Origin of the sequence: Luteibacter anthropi, from assembly GCF_011759365.1 — a bacterium.
Lineage (GTDB): Bacteria > Pseudomonadota > Gammaproteobacteria > Xanthomonadales > Rhodanobacteraceae > Luteibacter > Luteibacter anthropi.
The window spans coordinates 25,046-42,978 of sequence record NZ_JAARLZ010000007.1 but is presented as its reverse complement, the minus strand read 5'-3'; the positions used below and the strand labels follow the sequence as shown (position 1 = coordinate 42,978).

Annotated in this window: 15 protein-coding genes; 12 read left to right on the top strand and 3 right to left on the bottom strand. The window is 65.2% G+C overall.

Annotated features, from left to right (window positions below):
* The first annotated feature begins 195 nt into the window (after positions 1 to 195).
* From HBF25_RS13645 to HBF25_RS13635, 3 genes are read left to right on the top strand one after another with little or no spacing between them, the layout of a single operon-like run.
* Positions 196 to 1,659, top strand: coding sequence for an efflux transporter outer membrane subunit (locus tag HBF25_RS13645; RefSeq protein WP_166949296.1), 1,464 nt, complete (start codon positions 196 to 198; stop codon positions 1,657 to 1,659).
* Positions 1,656 to 2,765, top strand: a complete 1,110-nt coding sequence (locus tag HBF25_RS13640; protein ID WP_166949294.1) for an HlyD family secretion protein — start codon at positions 1,656 to 1,658, stop codon at positions 2,763 to 2,765. The genes HBF25_RS13645 and HBF25_RS13640 overlap by 4 nt, the downstream gene beginning before the upstream one ends.
* The gene (locus tag HBF25_RS13635) at positions 2,758 to 4,293 is read left to right on the top strand and encodes a DHA2 family efflux MFS transporter permease subunit (protein ID WP_166949292.1); all 1,536 of its coding nucleotides are present in this window, start codon (positions 2,758 to 2,760) and stop codon (positions 4,291 to 4,293) included. The genes HBF25_RS13640 and HBF25_RS13635 overlap by 8 nt, the downstream gene beginning before the upstream one ends.
* Here the strand turns inward: HBF25_RS13635 and HBF25_RS13630 are convergent.
* Positions 4,290 to 5,042: an AraC family transcriptional regulator gene (locus tag HBF25_RS13630; RefSeq protein WP_166949290.1), complete on the bottom strand. Its 753-nt coding sequence runs from the start codon at positions 5,040 to 5,042 to the stop codon at positions 4,290 to 4,292. The genes HBF25_RS13635 and HBF25_RS13630 overlap by 4 nt on opposite strands.
* 74 nt (positions 5,043 to 5,116) lie before the next feature.
* On the opposite strand from HBF25_RS13630, the gene HBF25_RS13625 reads away from it, so the two are divergent.
* From HBF25_RS13625 to HBF25_RS13585, 9 genes are all read left to right on the top strand, one after another.
* Entirely contained in the window at positions 5,117 to 5,665 is a 549-nt protein-coding gene (locus HBF25_RS13625) for an RNA polymerase sigma factor (protein ID WP_166949288.1), read from the top strand.
* Between the two features lie 103 nt (positions 5,666 to 5,768).
* Positions 5,769 to 6,692 carry a FecR family protein gene (locus tag HBF25_RS13620; protein WP_166949286.1) on the top strand — a complete coding sequence of 308 codons (924 nt, stop codon included), beginning with the start codon at positions 5,769 to 5,771 and terminating at the stop codon, positions 6,690 to 6,692.
* Between the two features lie 242 nt (positions 6,693 to 6,934).
* Positions 6,935 to 10,042, top strand: coding sequence for a TonB-dependent receptor (locus HBF25_RS13615; RefSeq protein WP_166949284.1), 3,108 nt, complete (start codon positions 6,935 to 6,937; stop codon positions 10,040 to 10,042).
* Between the two features lie 94 nt (positions 10,043 to 10,136).
* A complete protein-coding gene (locus tag HBF25_RS13610; RefSeq protein ID WP_166949282.1) occupies positions 10,137 to 10,907 on the top strand; it encodes a Slam-dependent surface lipoprotein in 771 nt (256 codons plus the stop codon).
* Positions 10,908 to 10,992: 85 nt separating this feature from the next.
* Positions 10,993 to 12,420: a surface lipoprotein assembly modifier gene (locus HBF25_RS13605; RefSeq protein WP_166949281.1), complete on the top strand. Its 1,428-nt coding sequence runs from the start codon at positions 10,993 to 10,995 to the stop codon at positions 12,418 to 12,420.
* Between the two features lie 6 nt (positions 12,421 to 12,426).
* Complete coding sequence (locus HBF25_RS13600; RefSeq protein WP_166949279.1) at positions 12,427 to 13,008, top strand: biliverdin-producing heme oxygenase; 582 nt, start codon at positions 12,427 to 12,429, stop codon at positions 13,006 to 13,008.
* Positions 13,005 to 13,718 carry a tonB-system energizer ExbB gene (exbB, locus tag HBF25_RS13595; protein ID WP_243853231.1) on the top strand — a complete coding sequence of 238 codons (714 nt, stop codon included), beginning with the start codon at positions 13,005 to 13,007 and terminating at the stop codon, positions 13,716 to 13,718. The genes HBF25_RS13600 and exbB overlap by 4 nt, the downstream gene beginning before the upstream one ends.
* A complete protein-coding gene (gene exbD, locus HBF25_RS13590) occupies positions 13,715 to 14,137 on the top strand; it encodes a TonB system transport protein ExbD (protein ID WP_166949276.1) in 423 nt (140 codons plus the stop codon). Before exbB ends, exbD begins: the two co-directional genes overlap by 4 nt.
* Positions 14,134 to 14,859, top strand: a complete 726-nt coding sequence (locus tag HBF25_RS13585) for an energy transducer TonB (RefSeq protein ID WP_166949275.1) — start codon at positions 14,134 to 14,136, stop codon at positions 14,857 to 14,859. Before exbD ends, HBF25_RS13585 begins: the two co-directional genes overlap by 4 nt.
* 477 nt (positions 14,860 to 15,336) lie before the next feature.
* Here HBF25_RS13585 and HBF25_RS13580 read toward each other — a convergent pair whose 3' ends face one another.
* Positions 15,337 to 16,593, bottom strand: coding sequence for an ABC transporter permease (locus HBF25_RS13580; protein WP_166949274.1), 1,257 nt, complete (start codon positions 16,591 to 16,593; stop codon positions 15,337 to 15,339).
* Between the two features lie 9 nt (positions 16,594 to 16,602).
* Positions 16,603 to 17,922: an ABC transporter permease gene (locus tag HBF25_RS13575; protein ID WP_166949272.1), complete on the bottom strand. Its 1,320-nt coding sequence runs from the start codon at positions 17,920 to 17,922 to the stop codon at positions 16,603 to 16,605.
* Positions 17,923 to 17,933: the final 11 nt, after the last annotated feature.

Genomic DNA, 17,933 nt, shown 5'->3' with positions numbered 1-17,933 from the left:
GTCGCGCGCGAGGCGCGCTCCTACAGGGAGGCAGCGATCAGGCAGCAGCCCCCTTGCAGGAGCGCGCCTTGCGCGCGACCAGACAGGCCAAAGCGCCGGAAATGACCATTCCAAGACAACGATCTACCCAATCGCGCCAGAACACACCCCGACACCTCCCTAGCATGGCCTCACTCCCTCAAGAGAATGCGAGCCATGCTCCCTCGAACATGGCCTGTCGCGATGCTATGCGTCGCGCTGGCCGGCTGCGCTTCACAGCCTCCCTTGCCCCCGCACACCACGGTGGCGCTCCCCGTCTCGACATCACCCGCTGCCGACACGACGCCCGATCGCTGGTGGACGCTCTATCACCTCCCTGCGCTCGACGCAGCCGTCGCCGAGGCGCTGGCAAACAATCGCGACCTTCGCGTGGCCGAAGCCAACCTGCGCGAAGCACGTGCCGCCCTGGGCCAGGCGCGCCGCGAACGACTGCCTACCACCACGCTTACCGCAGGCGCGGGATACGGCAGCGCGCTTGAAGACCAGATCGAAGCCGCCCTCAAGAACCAGCAGGCCATACGCACCGGCACACGCTATACGGCGGGCCTCGACGTGGAGTGGGAGGTTGACCTGTTCGGACGTCTTCGCCATGCCATCGGTGCTGCCCAGGCTCAGTCAGGCGCCATGGCCGCCGCCGAGGACGGTGTGCGCATCGCGGTAGCGGCCGAAACGACGCGGGCGTGGCTCGGCGCCTGCACCTACGGACATCGCCTGGAAATAGCTCGTCATTCGCTTGCCCTCGTCGAACACGGGCGCGATGTCGCGCGAAGCCGCAGGGACGCGGGCGATGGCGTGTTGCTGGACGTCGTACGCGCCGAAGCGCTGGTCGAGCGCACGCGGGCATCGCTCGCACCGCTGGACGCCGCACGACAGCGCTCCTTAGCAGAGCTGGCCACGCTGATGGGCCGCACGCCTGATCGCGTACCCGGTGAAGCCTCTGCCTGCACCGCCCTGCCCTCGACGACCCTGCCGCCTCCCGATGGCGACGCCACGGCCATGCTTCGCCGCCGCCCTGACGTGCGTGAGGCGGAATACCAGCTTGCGACATCAAGCGCCCGCCTGGGTGAGATTCGCGCGGAACTGTGGCCGAAAGTGAGCTTCGGCGCGAGCATCGCGGGCTCTGCGCATCACCCGGATGGGCTTGACGATCATGCCGCGCGGATCTGGAACATCGGGCCGCTGCTTTCCTGGCAATTTCCAAATATCGCGGTCGTCCGCGCGCGCATCACCCAGGCTGGCGAACGGGAGAACGCTGCCCTCGCCCACTTCGATGCCAGGATCCTCGATGCACTGAAGGACACACGTCAGGCCCTGCTCTCCTACGAGGCTGCGCTACACGAGCGCGAAGCGCTGGCAAGCGCAGCCGAACGCAGTGCCACGGGCCTGCATCTCGCGGAAGCCTCCCGTGCCGCCGGTGCGATCGGGGCCCTGGAGCATCTGGACGCCCAGCGTGACGACGTGTCCGCGCAGGCCGCCCTGGCCGAATCGGATGGCCGTGTGATCGACACGCAGATCGCCCTGTTCAAGGCCCTCGGCGGCGGATGGCGCGATGCGCCACCCGTCGCGCTGCCTCACCCCGAGCGGGCCACGGCCTACCTTTCTTCCGGAACCACACCATGACCGACGCCACCGTCAATGAAGCCGCGATTGATCGTCGCGCCCGCCACCGCGCCATCGCCATCTACGCCGGAGGCTTTCTTGCCGTGGCGATTCTCGCCTGGGGCGTTCACTGGTGGCGTACGGGTCGTTTCATCATTGCTACCGACGATGCCTACGCCCGGGCCGACATCGTCACCGTAGCGCCCCGGGTGCCCGGCTATCTTGTCGAGGTAGACGTGCACGACAACCAGCCGGTGAAAGCAGGCGACGTGCTGGCCCGCCTTGATGACCGCGACTACAAGGCTCGCGTGGAGCAGGCTGAAGCCGCATTGGCATCGGCAGAAGCCGAAGCGCGCGGCCAGGAAGCGCGCATTGCCAATCTCGATGCGAGGCACAGGCAGCAGCAGAGTCTCGTGGACGAAGCGGTCGCCAACCTCACCGCGGCTTCGGCCGAGCGCGAACGCGCAGCTGCCGAGGATCGCCGCCAGGCCACCCTCGTGGCGCAACAGGTCAGCAGCGAGCGCCAGCGCGAAGTAGCACTGGCCGATACACGCCGTGCAGGTGCAGGCGAGGCCTCTGCACGTGCCGCGCTGGAAGCGCGTCGGCAAGCCTTGCCCGTGCTGGATACCGAGCGGGCCAGCGCCGAAGCGGAGCACGCAAAGGCCCTCGCCGCACTGGCCGGCGCGAAGGCCCGCCTCACCCTGGCGACACTGGACCTGGAACACAGCGTGATCCGCGCCCCGCTGGATGGCACCGTCGGCCAGCGCAGCCTGCGTACCGGCCAGTACGTCGATGTGGGTACGCCCTTGCTCGCGGTCGTGCCTAACGAGCGCTATGTCATCGCCAACTTCAAGGAAACCCAGGTCGAACGCATGAAGCCCGGCCAGCCTGCACACGTGGACGTGGATGCCTATGGCGGCCTGAGCGTGCCAGGACACGTAGACAGCTTCGCCCCCGCATCCGGCGCGCAGTTCGCCCTGCTGCCACCCGACAACGCCACCGGCAACTTCACCAAGATCGTGCAGCGCATGCCGGTGCGCATCCGCCTCGATGCCTCGCGCGAAACGCTGGCCGGCATCCGCCCCGGCATGTCGGTGATCGCCACCGTGGACACCCACGATGAGTGAACAGGATCAGGAGACCGTATCGCTACGCACCTGGGTGGCCGTGCTGGGCAGCGTGGTCGGCTGTTTCATGGCGGGCATGAACGTGCACGTCACCAATGCCTCGCTGCCGGACGTGCGCGGCTCGCTCGGAGCCACGTTCGAGGAGGGCTCGTGGATCACCACCGCCTATCTCGTCGCCGAAATCGTGATCATCCCGATGACCGGCTGGCTGGTCTCGGTGTTCACGATGCGCCGCGTGCTCATGGTGGGCACGGCGGGGTTCGTGGTGTTTTCCATTGCCTGCTCGCTGGCACCCAATATCCAGACGATGATCCTCGCGCGCGCCCTGCAGGGTGCCTTCGGTGGCGTGCTCATTCCCTTGTCGTTCCAGCTGATCGTGGCAGAGCTGCCAGCGGTGAAACACCCGCTGGGCATGGCCCTTTTCGCCGTGGCGAACAATGTGGCGCAGGCCGCCGGCCCCTCGCTCGGCGGCTGGCTGACCGATGCTTACTCATGGCGCTGGATTTTCTATCTCCAGATCCCCCCGGGCCTGCTCCTGCTGGCGGCCATCGGCTGGTCCGTGCGTCCGCAGCCCACGCATGTCCATCGCCTGCGGCAGGGTGACTGGGGTGGCATCGCTGCCATGGCCATCGGGCTGTCCGCCTTGCAGATCATGCTGGAAGAAGGGGGGCGCGAGGACTGGTTTGCGTCGTCGTTCATCGTCTGGTGCACGGCCATTGCCGTGATCGGCATCATCACCTTCGTCGTGGTGGAACTACGTCGCAAGGAGCCTTTGCTCAACCTGCGTCTGCTCACCAGCTACAACTTCGGCATGGCAAGCCTCATGCAGTTCACCTTCGGCGCCGTCGTGTTCGGTGTCGTGTTCCTCGTGCCGAACTACTTCGCGGAAGTGCATGGCTATAACGCCCGGCAGATCGGCCTGCTCATGATCCCCTACGGCCTCGTCCAGTTCGTGATGTCGTTTGCCACGCCACGCCTGATGCGCCTGACCAGCCCGCGCACCGTCATCATTGCCGGCTTCGCCATGACAGCCCTGGGCTGTCTCATGAACATCCATCTCAATCCGGATGCTTCCGCCAACGTGATCGTACCGTCGCTGGTCGTTCGTGGCGTGGGCCAATCGCTGATCGTGGTAGCGCTGGGCGTGCTCGCCATCCAGGGGTTGCGCAAGGAGCAGCTGGGCTCGGCATCCGGATTGTTTTCGATGGTGCGCAACGTCGGCGGCGCCATCGGTATCGCCATCTCCAGCCAGCTCGTGGTGGAGCGCACGCGCTTCCACGCCCAGCGGATCGGTGAATCGGTAAATCCGTTCGAGCCGGCCACCCGCGAGCGCATCGCCTCGTTGTCCCACATGATGGCCAATGCCGGTGGCGAGGGGACCGCCCTGCTGCGCCAGCGTGCCCTGTGGCTGATGGATCGCCTGGTGCATCGCGACGCCACCCTGCTCGCCTATAGCGACACGTTCTATCTCGCAGGCATCGCGATGCTGGTCTGCGTCGGTGGCGGTTTCATGCTGCGGCGGCGCTAGCGATAGAACGCCGACGGCGACACGCCGAACTGGCGCTTGAACACGGCAGCGAAGGCGCTCTGGCTTTCGTAGCCGTGCTCAAGCGCCACGCGCAGCACAGGCAAGCCTTCCGCCAGTGCCTCCAGCGACCCCAGAAGGCGAGCCTGCTGGCGCCAGCGCCCGAAGGTGACGCCGGTGCCACGCAGGAACTGCCGGTGAAACGTCTTCGGACTCATGGCCAGCCGCAACGCCCAGCTACCCGCCGTGGTTTCGTCGGCCGGATGGCTGACCAGCTCCGTACAGACACGACGTATGCGCGGATCGTCAGGCCATGGCAGGTGCAGCGGCAGCAGCGGCGACACCCGTAGTTCGTCGAGCAGCAGGCGCATGACGCGACCGTCCCTGCTGTCCGCGTCGCGTACCTGCCCCGCCTCCGTGGCCGCGAGGATCAACTCGCGCAGCAGCGGCGACACCTCGATCACGCAATCGCGCACCGGCAGGCCCGGCGCGGCATGGGCATCGACGAATACGCTGCGCATGCGTGCCTGCCCGCGCATGCGCACCGAGTGCGCCACGCCTGCCTGCAACCACACGCCACGGTTGGGCGGCACCACCCAGTGCCCGGCATCGGTCACTACCACGAGCACCCCTTCCACCGCATAGACCAGTTGGGAGCGTGCGTGGCTGTGAGGCGCGATGACGTGCCCGTTGGGGTAATCGACAGCGACACCGCTGACCGGCATCGCCATGGGATCGAAATGGATGTCCATGGCACCTTATTGCAATTGCGAGTCATTCTCAACAAGGATACCATGTGGGTATCCGTCCACTACGAGGCCAGAGGATGCCTGACCGTGACCCGGACGCCACGGGGGCGCCGACGTTCGCCGCACTGCTGGAGAGCCGATACGGCGAACTGAGGCAGTTTGCCCTGCGCCGGGGCGGTTCGCCCAGCCTCGCGGATGACGTGATACAGGACGCATGGCTGCGCCTGTCCGCCGAACGCCAGTCCCGGGCCGACAGCCGTGGTGTCGGCAATCCCCTGGCCTACGTGTACCGCGTCGTGGCCAATCTTGTCATCGACCGGCAACGCCAGGGCATGCTGCACGACCGACACTTCCACGACGATGCCCCTGCCGACCAGGTGGCCACCCCGGCACCATCGCCCTTCCAGGTGGTGGCCGGCCAGCAGGAGTACGCCCTGCTGCAACAGGCTGTCCGTGAATTGCCGCCGAAGTGCCGGGAGGTGTTCCTGCTTTACCGGGCCGAGCACCTGACCATGCGCCAGATCGGCGAACGCCTGGGCATTTCGCCGAAAACGGTGGAGAACCACATCGCCCATGCCATGCTGGCCTGCCGTCGACGCGTGAAATCGGCAGGACACGGCCCATGAGGGTGGGGGAAACCTTCCGGCCCGAACGTCATTGCTCATGAAGGGTGACCTGACACCGGGCGCGATCATCGCCGACCACCCATTCCGGACCGCGGATAGGCACATGGACCAGCAACCGACCATCGACGACGACTGTTTTGCCGAAGCCGTGCGCTGGCATGCGCGACTTCGCGATGCCGACGCGGCTCTGCGCGCTTCGCATGCCAGCTGGCTCGCTGCCGACCCGCGCCACCCGCAAGCCATGGACGAGGTGGAAGCCCTTTACGGAAAACTTGAAGCTCCCGTGCTGGCGGAACTCCGCCCCCTGCGCCAACGGCATTCGGCACGTCGTCGCGGCATGGCGGGACTCGCCATAGCCGCCTGTCTCGTGCTGGCGGTCACGGCAACCATCTACTGGCCGGATACGCATGATGCCTCGACGGGCATCGGCCAGTCGAAGGACGTGATGCTGCCCGACGGCAGCAAGGTCACGCTCAACACGAACTCTGCGATCGACGTGGACATCGACGCGACGCATCGCGATATCCGCCTGGTACACGGCGAAGCGTTTTTCCACGTCGCGCACGATGCAGCCCGCCCTTTTACGGTGCACACCGAATACGGGCAGGCACGTGTGCTGGGGACCGTGTTCGACGTGCGGGTGGATGAAAGGCAGACACGGGTCGGCGTCGTGGAGGGACGGGTCGCCGTGCAGGGGGGCGGAGACGAGAGCCTGACCCTTCTGGCCGGGGACGCCGCCGCGCTGGATATGTCGGGTGCGCATGAGGCCGTCGATGGCGAAGCCGATGCCCTCGCCGCATGGACGCGTGGCCAGCTCGTTTTCTACCGGGCGCCGCTGGCCGACGTGATGACGGAGATCGACCGCTACCGGCACGGCACCACCTGGGTACGCGGCGATGTGCTGCGACGGCTGCCGGTCTCCGGTGCCTTCGACGTGCGCAACCCGGACAAGGCGCTGGACGCCGTGGTGGCATCCCTGCACCTGAAGCGCACCCGGCTGGGCCCCCTGATAACCCTGGTGTACTGAGCCGTTGTAGGAGCGCGCCTTGCGCGCGACCGTTCGTCGCGCAACACATCACTGTTTCCGCGCATCCGGTCGCGCGCAAGGCGCGCTCCTACATGTCGCGGCAGGCCCATTGCTTCGCGTCCTTCAAAAAAAATCGAAAATTCCTTGGGGGATTCGCAGGTTCCCGTACGTCTATGTGGGCAGGCAGGCAATGCGACTCATTCGCATTTCTTGCAATACCACTCAGGGACCGCACCTCACCCATGGCCTACAAGACCACGCCCCGCCGCTCGCCTGCGTCACTGCCGACGCTCCTGGCCGCCGCCATCATCCTCGCCCTCGGTACCGTGGCGACCACGCGCGCGCAGGAGGCCCCAGCCGCCGGTGAGTCCACGAAGCATGCCGTGGACATCCCCGCACAGTCGCTGCCGCGGGCACTCGCTGCGCTGTCCTCGCAGACACGGTTGCAGGTGATCTACAGCGACGAAGCGCCCTACGCCATCCAGGCACCTGCGTTGAAGGGTAATTACAGCGACACCGAAGCGCTCGACCATCTGCTGCAGGGCTCCGGCCTGCGCTGGAAACAGGTCGGCCCCGGGGTGGTGACCCTGGAGAAGGCCACTGACAGTCCGAAAGGGGATGTGGTAACCGGCACGTTATCCGTGGAATCCAGCACGCCTCGCGGCCAGGCGACGGGTGAGGCGCGTGATCGCCAGGGCTACGATGCGGTTTACGACAATGATTTTTCCAGCGTCTACAAGGGACGCCAGGAAATCGAACGCTATCGTGGAAGCAATCCGGCCGACCTGCTGAAGGGCATGGTCAACGTCTACAGCGGCGATGCGCGCAACAGCGGTGCGCTTGACCCGAACATCCGCGGTATCGAGGGCCCCGGTCGGGTGCCCGTGCTGATCGACGGCACGCAGCAGGCCATCACGGTATGGCGTGGCTACAACGGCGCGAACAACCGCGCGTATATCGATCCCTCTCTGATCGGCGGCATCCAGGTACTGAAGGGCCCCACCACCGCACGCGACGTGGATGGCGGCATCGGTGGCGCCGTGGTGGTAAAGACGCTGGACGTGGACGATGTACTGCAACCGGGCCACACGGTGGGCCTGGACATCAAGGCCGAGGGCGCGAACAACTCGACGTCGCCACGCTTCCCTTCCCTGCTCACCGGTCAGGACTATCGCAACGTGCCTGGTTTCCCCGGTACGGCAAGCGGACCGGTGGGCACGCTTCCCAATTCGCCCTACTCCGATCCGACGCTGCGCCAGCGTGTTCGTGACGACGCACAGACACTGAGCATGGGCGATCGTGCCTATCGCGTGGCCTTTGCTGCGAAGGAAGGCGACTTCGACTACCTGGCCGCCTACGCGTACCGCAAGCGCGGCAACTATTTCTCGGGAAAGAACGACGCGGGCTACTACACCCAGCAAGGGCTGGCCGCCGGTTCGAACAACATCATCCGGCAATTGGGCAATGCCTATCAGCCGGGCGACGAGGTACCGAACACGTCGAGCGAAATGCAATCGTGGATGGGAAAGATCACCTGGCATATCTCGCCCGACCAGAGCCTCCAACTGGGCGCGCGCGATACCCTGTCGCGCTATGGCGAGATCATGCCTTCGCGAATTTTCCTTAGTGGTGTGCAGGACATCGGTGCCATCCAGTGGCCAGAAAGCAAGGTGGATGCGAAAGCCTACAACCTCGAATACCGCTGGAATCCCGACAGCCCGTGGCTCGACCTGCATGCCAACGCATGGACCACGCGCACGGCCAGTCATACGTACAGCGCCGGCGGCTTCCCCAACTATGCCCAGGGCCTGGCCGATCCGATCATCCGCAATACCGCACTGGCGAACGCACAGAACAACCGCGTCGGGCTAACGCTAAGTAACCGCATGCAGTTCGGCGATCGCGTGGACTTCACCGTGGGCGGCAACTGGCAGCACGAGAAACTGTCGTCCAGCGCCGTGTGGAACGGAACCTTCGACGGCTGGCGGCAATTTCCGCGTGCCGGACGGCGCCAGGAATACGACATCCACTTCGACGTGCAGTGGCGCCCCACCGATGCACTCACCCTGGATGGTGGCATGCGTTACTCCGGCTACAAGGCGCATGACGACTTCCTGGCCGCGCAGATCCGTGCGGGCAAGGGCGATTACTTCAACAGCACCGTCTACGACAAGCGCACGCTGAGCTACCAGACGATCGAGAACACGCCGGACAAGTTCGTGGAGTCCCTCCGGCCCGGACTCGTCGAGTCCGGTCTTGCAGGCCAGGATCTCCAGGACGTCCTCGACAGCCTGCGCCAGTCCATGGAAGGACAGACGTACAACTTCGACAACACCGTGGACTGGAAGCCGGATGCGAACGGCAGGTATCACCGTGCCGACGACATCTGCGTCAATGGGTTCCTTTCCTCAGTGAAGAACCTCGCCCCCGGCACCAGCTGCGGCATCGGCCTGCAATCCGTGGCCCCTACCATCGTGAAGGCCACGGCAAAGACCCAGCGTGGTCACGGCTGGGCGCCCTGGTTCTCGGCCAGCTACCAGTTCACAGCGAACAGCCGCGCCTATGTGCGCTACGCCCAGGCCTACCGTTTTCCCAGCCTGTTCGAGAGCACCATCGGCTTCTCCGCATCGATCAATCCGCTCAACGATCTGAAGCCCGAGCATGCCTACACCTGGGAGGTGGGCTACATCCACGACCTGCGCGACCTGTTCGGTCTGGAGACCGAACACCGCGCCGACGTGAAGATCGACTGGTTCAGCAACATCACCCGCGACGTGATCGAACGAAACACCTACCTGCAGTTCACCAACATCGACAAGAAGGTGATCCGCGGCCTTGAGCTTCAGGGACGATTCGACAATGGCCGCTTCTTCACCGATTTCGGCGTCGCGAAGACGCTGACCGACAAGGCCTGCGACGAGAGCACCGCCATCCAGCTGGACCCGGCGCGTGGTCGCGTACCGAACTGCATGAACTACGGCTTCGTGAGCAGCTACCTGCTGACCCAGGCCACGCCGAAGTTCTCCGCGAACCTTACCCTCGGCGCCCGCTTCTTCAACAAGGCGCTGGAAGTCGGTACGCGCACGGTCTACTACCGTGGCTATTCCAATCCCCAGCTCGACCGCTACGTCGGCCAGGGCACCATTGGCGGTTACGGCCTGAACGTGCCGTACACGTGGGGCACCATCGTCACCTACGACGCCTATGCCGACTACAAGCTGCGCAACGGCATGACCTTCGAGCTGGCCGGCACCAATCTCGGTAACCGCTATTACGTCGATCCGCTCACCCGCTCACTGATGCCCGCCCCGGGTCGGACGCTTCGCCTCAGCGTGAATGCGCGGTTCTGACTGAACCTCATGGAGCTACAGCTGGCCCGCCATGGATGGTGGGGAATACCGCGCTCAGCCGACGCCGGCGCTTCCTCACTCAAGGAGAATTCAGATGCAAGGTTTCCCCCTCAAGGCCCTCGGCCTGCTTTCCGTCGGCGCGCTGCTGCTCGCCGGTTCCGCCCATGCCCAGGTCGTGGGTGCGGTCAGCAACAACAACATCAGCGCCGGTTCCTCCACCGTCAATGGCGGTCCGCACCATTCGGGCCTGCCCGGTATCGGCGTGCCCTCGACCGGCACCAGCAGCCTGGTGGACTTCGCCGGCCTCACCGCCTACGGCAGCACGGATGCCAAGGGCGTCACCTTCCTCAACTTCGCCAGCCCGACGCCGCCGGCCGGTTCCCCGCCGGACCACACCCAGCTGGGCTCCTTCCATTTCGCCAAGGTGAGCAACGCCAACGTCTACTACGGTGAGTGGTCGCAGACCGCCAGTGCCGCCGACGGCACCCACGCCACGTACTACGCGGGCGACACCGCCGGCACCACCGTGCCGACCACGGGCACGGCCAGCTACGCCGTGCAGGGCATCAGCGACTACGCCAGCAATGGTGCGCTCGCCGGTACCTTCCAGGCCAACTTCGCCAGCCGCCAGCTGACCGGCTCGGTGTCCAACGGCAACTACACCGTCAACATCGGTACCGCCACCATCGCCGGGGCGAACATCGTGGGTGCCGGCGGCTCGGCCAGCGTCGGTGGCGTGGGCGTGGCGTCGAACGGCTCGGTGAACGGTCGCTTCTTCGGCGCCAACGCGGCATCGGTGGCGGGCATCGTCTCGTTCGCCAATGCACGCCAGTACAACACCGCGTTCGGCGGTGCCAAGCAGTGATCCCGTGAGGATGACCCCTCGTCATCCGCCACGCGACAGGGAGCGGGGGGCCTTCACGGGGCCCCCGCTCCTCTTCGCGTTGGCGATGCTCATCGCCTGCCCTGCCCTGCGCGCCCAGACCGTGGACGATACCCGCTTGCGTCTCGACCAGACCGGCGAGCGTCGCGAAGCCGCGCGCGAGAAACGCCTGGTCGAAGATGCGGATACGTCGAGCATCGTCATCGACGGCAAGACCTATAGCGTGGGCGACACCATCAGCGACGTGGGCGAAGCGCTCTACGTCTCCCTGGAAAAGCACAGCTGGAACGACGCACGCCGCTTTCTTGCACGCTACGAGACGATGGCTGGGGCGGACCCCATGCTGCTGTACTACGCACGTGGCGGCCTTGCGCGCGAAGACGGCAACCTCGATCGCGCGGAACGCGAGTACCGCGAACTACTGGCCTTGCAGGACGACTTCCTGCCCGGGCAGCTCGAACTCGCCCGCGTGCTCTTCGAAAACCAGGAAGACAGGGACGCCGAAGCCTTGTTCCGGCGCATCGGCGAGCGCCTTTCCGCCAGCGACGAGAAGACGGCCGGTGTGCGCAAGAGCGTGGATACCTTCATCGATGCCTTGAAGCGACGTCGTGGGTGGCAGGGCTCGTTTGCCATCGGACCGTCGTACAACGACAACCTCAACCAGACCTCGGCCAGCGAGACCTGCCTGCTCGTGGGTCCGGACGGCACCTGCTTCATCAATCGCAAGGTGCCCCCGGCCATCGGCTCCCGTGGCGTGAATTTCGAGGGTAGCCTGCTCCGGCGCCTGCCGTTGTCGGGGCACAGCGGCATCTACCTGCGCTCGTTTGCCTTCGGCGACATCTACCCCGGCTATTCACGCTACAACCAGGTCACCAGCGTCACCCAGATCGGTTACGACCATCGCAGCGCCCGCGACACCTGGGCCATCGCGCCGAGCTTCGATGCCGGCACCTACGGTACCGGCCTGCTCTACACCGCGTGGGGCGGGCATGCCGAATGGATTCACGACGTCGATGCCAGCACGACGTTCAAGCTGGAGACGGATCGCAAGCAGTTCCGTTACAAGCAGCCCGGTTACAACGCCTACGATGGCGCGCTCAGCGATGCCTTCGCCACGCTGTGGTACCAGCTGCCACGGCAATGGACGGTGTTCGGTGGCCTCGACCTCGTGGATAAGAACGCGCGTGACGTCACCCAGGGTTTCCGCCAGCGTGGCGCCCGCATCGGCGTCGTACGCGCCTGGGGGAGTGCCTTCACCACCTATCTGTCGGCATCGTTTCGTTACCGCGACTACGCGGCGTATAGCGACATGCTGGAAGCACGTCGCCACGATGTCGAACGCAACATCATCTTCATCCTTGGCATGCCCAGGTTCCGCTTCATGGGGCTGACACCGAGTGTCACCGCCCAGATCAACCGCGTGCGCAGCAATGTGGGCTGGCTGTACAGCTATCAGCGGCGCCAGGTCAGTTTCCGTCTCGAACACACCTTCTGAACCGATATGACTACCATCGACATCACCTCACGTGCCCGCCGTCTCGCCGAAGCCACCCGCCCCATGCACAGCGAGCTGGACAAGCTCATCATGGCCGGGCAACCCTTCGCCTCGCGCGAGAACTACACGCGCTTCCTGCGCATGCAGTACCGGCTGCATCGCGCCGCCGATCCGCTCTTTCACCATGCGGCATACGCCGTGATGCTGCCTGACCTGCCCGAACGCCGGCGGCTTCCCGCTCTCATGGATGACATGATCGCCCTGGGCGTCGAACGCCCGGAAAAGGATGCATCTCCCTTCGCCGACGGCGTCGACCCGGCAACAGGTCTGGGCTGGCTCTACGTCATCGAGGGTTCCAACCTCGGCGCGGCCATTCTGCTCAAGCTCGCGGCGAAACTGGATATCACCCCCGGTTTTGGCGCGAGCCATCTCGCCACGCCTGAAGACGGCCGGGCCGGCCACTGGCGTGGCTTCGTGTCGGCGCTGGATGCCGCCGAACTGGACGACAACCAGGAGCGTCGCGCGGTCGAGGGCGCCAAGGCCGCCTTTGCGCACGCCCTGGTGCTCACCCGGGAATGCTTCGCATGAACACCCAGGATATGCCGGCCACCGACGCATGGTCGATGCTGGTCCACGCCAACGGCGTGGTCCAGGCCGTGATGCTGCTGCTCGCCCTCGCCTCCTTCGCCACCTGGACCATCCTGCTGGCCAAGACGTGGGAGCTGCGCGGTTTCCGCCGACGGGTGGAAGATGCCAGTGAATATCTCCAGCAATCCAGCGTACTGCCCACGGCCGCCTCCCTGCCACCGGGGGTCGTGCAGGCACTGGTCGAGGCAGCCTGGAACGAACGCCGTCATTCTGCCGGGCTGCGCGAACGCCAGGGCATCAAGGAACGTACGGCATCACGCATGGCCAGCGTCGAGCGCGCATGGGTGCGCAAGCTCCGCCACGGTACGGCGCTGCTGGCGACGATCGGCTCGACCGCCCCCTTCGTCGGCCTGTTCGGCACCGTATGGGGCATCATGAACAGCTTCACCGGCATCGCCCGTGCGCATACCACCAGCCTCGCCGTGGTGGCGCCCGGTATCGCAGAAGCCCTGATGGCGACCGCCATCGGCCTGGCCGCCGCCATTCCCGCCGTGATCATCTACAACCACTTCACCCGCTCGGTAGGCGCCTTGCGCACGGCCATTGCGGATCTGTCATCACGCGTGATGGAACTGGTATCGCGCGACCTTGACCGCCAGCACGAAGCACCGGATGCGTTCTCGCAGCGTCGCCGCGAGGCCGTGCCGTGAGCTTTCGCACCGAGGATGACAGCGAGGAACTGGAACCGGCGCATGAGATCAACGTCACGCCGTTCATCGACGTGATGCTGGTATTGCTCATCATCTTCATGGTGGCGGCACCGCTCGCCACGGTGGATGCACCCGTCGACCTGCCTGCAAGCAACGCGAGCGTGCAGCCCCGTGATGACAGTCCGCTCTATCTCACCGTTGCCGCCGACGGCGGATGGAAGCTGGACGATGAAACCGTGCAGCCGGCTACGCTTAAAGATGCACTGGACAGGCGCACGCAGGCCGATCATGAACGTCGCGTGCTGTTGCGTGGCGATCGTACCCTGTCTTACGAGCGACTCATGGATGCCATGAATGCCTTGCGCGACGCGGGCTATACACACATGGCACTGGTCGGGCTGGAGCGCGATCACGGATGAATGCCGATCGTCTGCGCTGGAGCATCAGCGCCTTCGTGGTGGCGGTGGCCTTCGCCCTGCTGATTGCCGTCGTCGCGTGGCTGGGCATGGATCGCCCGATGGTGCCGGCGGAGCTGCCGATGGAAGCCATTGCCATCGAACCGGCGCCGATGCCCTCGGCGCCCCCGGCGCCCATGACGCAACAGCAGACCGGCCCGTTGAAGGAAGCTCGTTCCAGCACTGCCTCCAGACCCACTCCCCCGCGCCATATCGCACCGCCACCTGCTCCCGTGAAGGACGTGGTTGCAGGCACGCCGGAACCCGTCGTATCCGCAGACACCGCAAAAGCCGAAAAAGCATCCGACGAAAGCAGCGCACCGCCGCATGTCGATGCGCCTGCTTCGGAGCGTTATGCGGCACCGTCTACCCAAGCGGCCGATGGTGCGTTGCTCAAGGCCGAATGGCAGAGCACCTTGCTAGCGTGGCTGAAGCGCTATCGCCGCTATCCGAGGCAATCCGAACGCCTGCACCAGGAAGGCGTCGTATGGGTGCGCTTCGCCGTGGACCGCCAGGGTCAAGTCGCCGATCCAGTCATTCAGAAGGCTTCCGGATATCCCCTGCTGGATGAAGAAGCGCTGGCCACCGTGCGCCGTTCCAGCCCGCTGCCCCCTCCACCCACCGACGTTCCAGGCGACCCCGTGATGGTGCTCGTACCAATCAACTTCTTCCTCACCCCCCTGTAGGAGCGCGCCTTGCGCGCGACCGGTATGGCGAACACATGAATGGTTTCGCGACAACCGGTCGCGCGCGAGGCGCGCTCCTACAAGGAAGAGGCGCTCGCCACGGTCCGTCGCTCCAGCCCGTTGCCCCTCCACCCGCCGACGTTCCAGGCGACCCCGTGATGGTGCTCGTACCAATCAACGTCTTCCTCACCCCCCTGTAGGAGCGCGCCTTGCGCGCGACCGGTATGGCGAACACATGGACGGTTTCGCGATAACCGGTCGCGCGCGAGGCGCGCTCCTACAAGGAAGAAGCGCTCGCCACGGTCCGTCGCTCCAGCCCGTTGCCCCTCCGCCCACCGACGTTCCCGGCAACCCCGTGATGGCGCTCGTGCCAATCAACGTCTTCCTCCCCCCCCTGTAGGAGCGCGCCTTGCGCGCGACCGGTATGGCGAACACATGAATGGTTTCGCGATAACCGGTCGCGCGCGAGGCGCGCTCCTACAGGGCCCGGGTTGCGGCTACGGGGGGGACGTTGGAGGCGCGGCGCGCGGGGACGAACACCGCGACCTGGCCAAGCAGGAGCACCACCACCACGCCGACGAATACCCAGGGCATGGACAGGCGATCCATGTCGAAGTAGTGCATCAGCACGACGTTGAGCATCACGGCCAGCACGATACCCAGGCATGCTCCACCGCCGGCGATGACCAGGTTCTCCATCTGGAAATGCCGGAGGATGTCGATCTTCCTCGCGCCCAGTGCACGCCTGACACCGATCTGCCGGTAACGCTGGCCCACCCAGAAGCTGGTGAGGCCCACGATGCCCGCCGTGGTCACGGCAAGCAGGATGACGCATACGATACCCATGATGATCGCCATGCCCACGTCTTCCTCATACGCCTTGGCGCGAATATCCGCGAATGGCGTGATGCTGTCCTCGCCGAGTACCCGCATCGGGTTGACTGCATACAACGCGGAAGGCACGGCCTTCATGGCGGCCTCAAGCCTCCCCGGCTTGGCCCGCACCGCATAGCGCGTGAAGCTGCCGTTGCCCCGCAAGGGCAGCAGTACCGTATTCCATTCGAAGTCCTTCACCCAGCTCGGCCCCTGGAGCGCATCCACGATGCCGATCACGCGCACCGGCGTGGTGGCACCATCCAGGTACAACACCTTGCCGATGGCGCTTTCACCGGGAAACAGTTTGTCCTGCAAGGCGCGCGCGATGATGGCCACGCTGGGCCGGCGAGGGTCCGTCGCCCTGACATTCACCACATCGTCGGGCTGAAAGGGCCGGCCTGCCGCGACACGCGTCCCCAGCACATCGAAGGCCTTGTCATCCATGAAGTAATAAACAACGTGTGCCGTACCTGCGCTGGCTGAATCGAGCGTGCCGTTACCCGGGCGAAGGCCGGCGGCACCCGTCCACGCCGACGAGAACAGCGGCAGCGAATTGGTGGGACTGACAGCGGCCACATCGGGCATGGCACGCAGGGCAGCCAGATCCTCCTTCTGCATGTTGTCCAGCAATTGCGCGCCCTTTGCGTCGCTTTCGCTGGGAGCACCCACCCATTGCTGCTGCACCAGGAAGAGATCGCTTTCATCGATGCCCGTAGGGCGGCCGATCGTGTCGATACGCTTGCCGATGATAAAGAGTGCATTGCAGACGATCGCCAGGGTAAAGGCGATCTGTAGGGTGATCAGGACAGCACCTGACTTGTGCTTCCGTAGCGCGGAGAGAATGGGATGCAGGCTCATGGAAATCCCCTAGTTCGACTTGAGCTGCAAGGCAGGCTGGACGCGCGAGGCGCGGAAGGTCGGATAGACACCCGCCACGAGGGCGGCAACCAGCGCCACAAGCAGGGTCCAGGCCAGCAGGCCGACATCGAGCCTGGCCAGCACGGCGATATTGCTGGGCAACACCCAGCCCACGCCCAGGACACCCACGCCGGTCAGTACGAGGCCAAGCAAGCCTCCGGCGATGCCGATCATGCCGGCCTCGGTAAGGAACTGCGCATAGATCGCCCTGCGCGGCGCACCAAGCGCACGCCGGACACCGATCTCGCCACTGCGACGCAGGAACTTCGCCAGCAGCAGACCCACCGTATTGATCAGGCACACCACCAACAACCCGACCGCCACCATCAGGGACACCTTCGTATCCCTGGGAGCCACCTGCTGCCACTCCAGCCACGCCGGGATATCGCGAAGCCGATTGTTCGGCGCCCAGGCAAAGCGACCTGCCTGTTTCTGGTTGCGCGCATAGCTGTCCAGGTAATCGCGATACGCCGAGACGGCAGTCGCATCATCGAGCTGCACCATGAACGGAATCCACGCACAGGACGAGCGTAGCAAGCCTGCAAAACCGGGCTCCTTGGCGGGCTCCATGCAGTTCGTATTGCCCGCATTGGGCAGGTTGGACTCGATGGCGCGCTCAAACGGCACGAATATCTCATCCAGCCTGCTGGTGAAGCCGCCTGTGTTCACCACATCGTAAAAGCGCGGCTGCGGGTTCCAGTCTTTCAGCACGCCCACGACGCGATAGTCCTTGCCCTCCACGCTGATCGCCATCCCGACGCTGTTCTTTCCGCCAAACAGTTTCTGGTTCAGCTTGCTGCTGATCACGGCGACCGTGGCTCGCTGGCTATCGTCGGCAGCACTCCATCCGCTACCGAACAGGAAGGGGGCATCGACCATGGGGAAGAATTCACCGAAAACGGCATGACCACTGACGTTCAACGGATGGCTGCCGCCGCCGGGCGGCACGACCGACGGCGAGATGGCATACATGGCGGACTGCGCCTGCGCACGGTGGTCCTTCATCAAGGCCATGGCATCGATATAGCCCATGGCGGTCGGTGGCTCCGTCGAGCCATCGGTCCGCGCCTGCGGGCCCCATGCGTCGATCTGCGGCACGAAGAGCCGCGACGATTTCCAGGGAATCGGATCGCCCGACACTGCACGGAAGACCGAGTACGTCGTCATCGATGCCCCCACGCCGAACGCGATGGCGATGATCATGAGCGCCGTAAGCCCCGGGCTTCGCTTGAGACTGCGCAATGCAAGATGCAGGTAATAGCCAAACATGCAGTCATTCC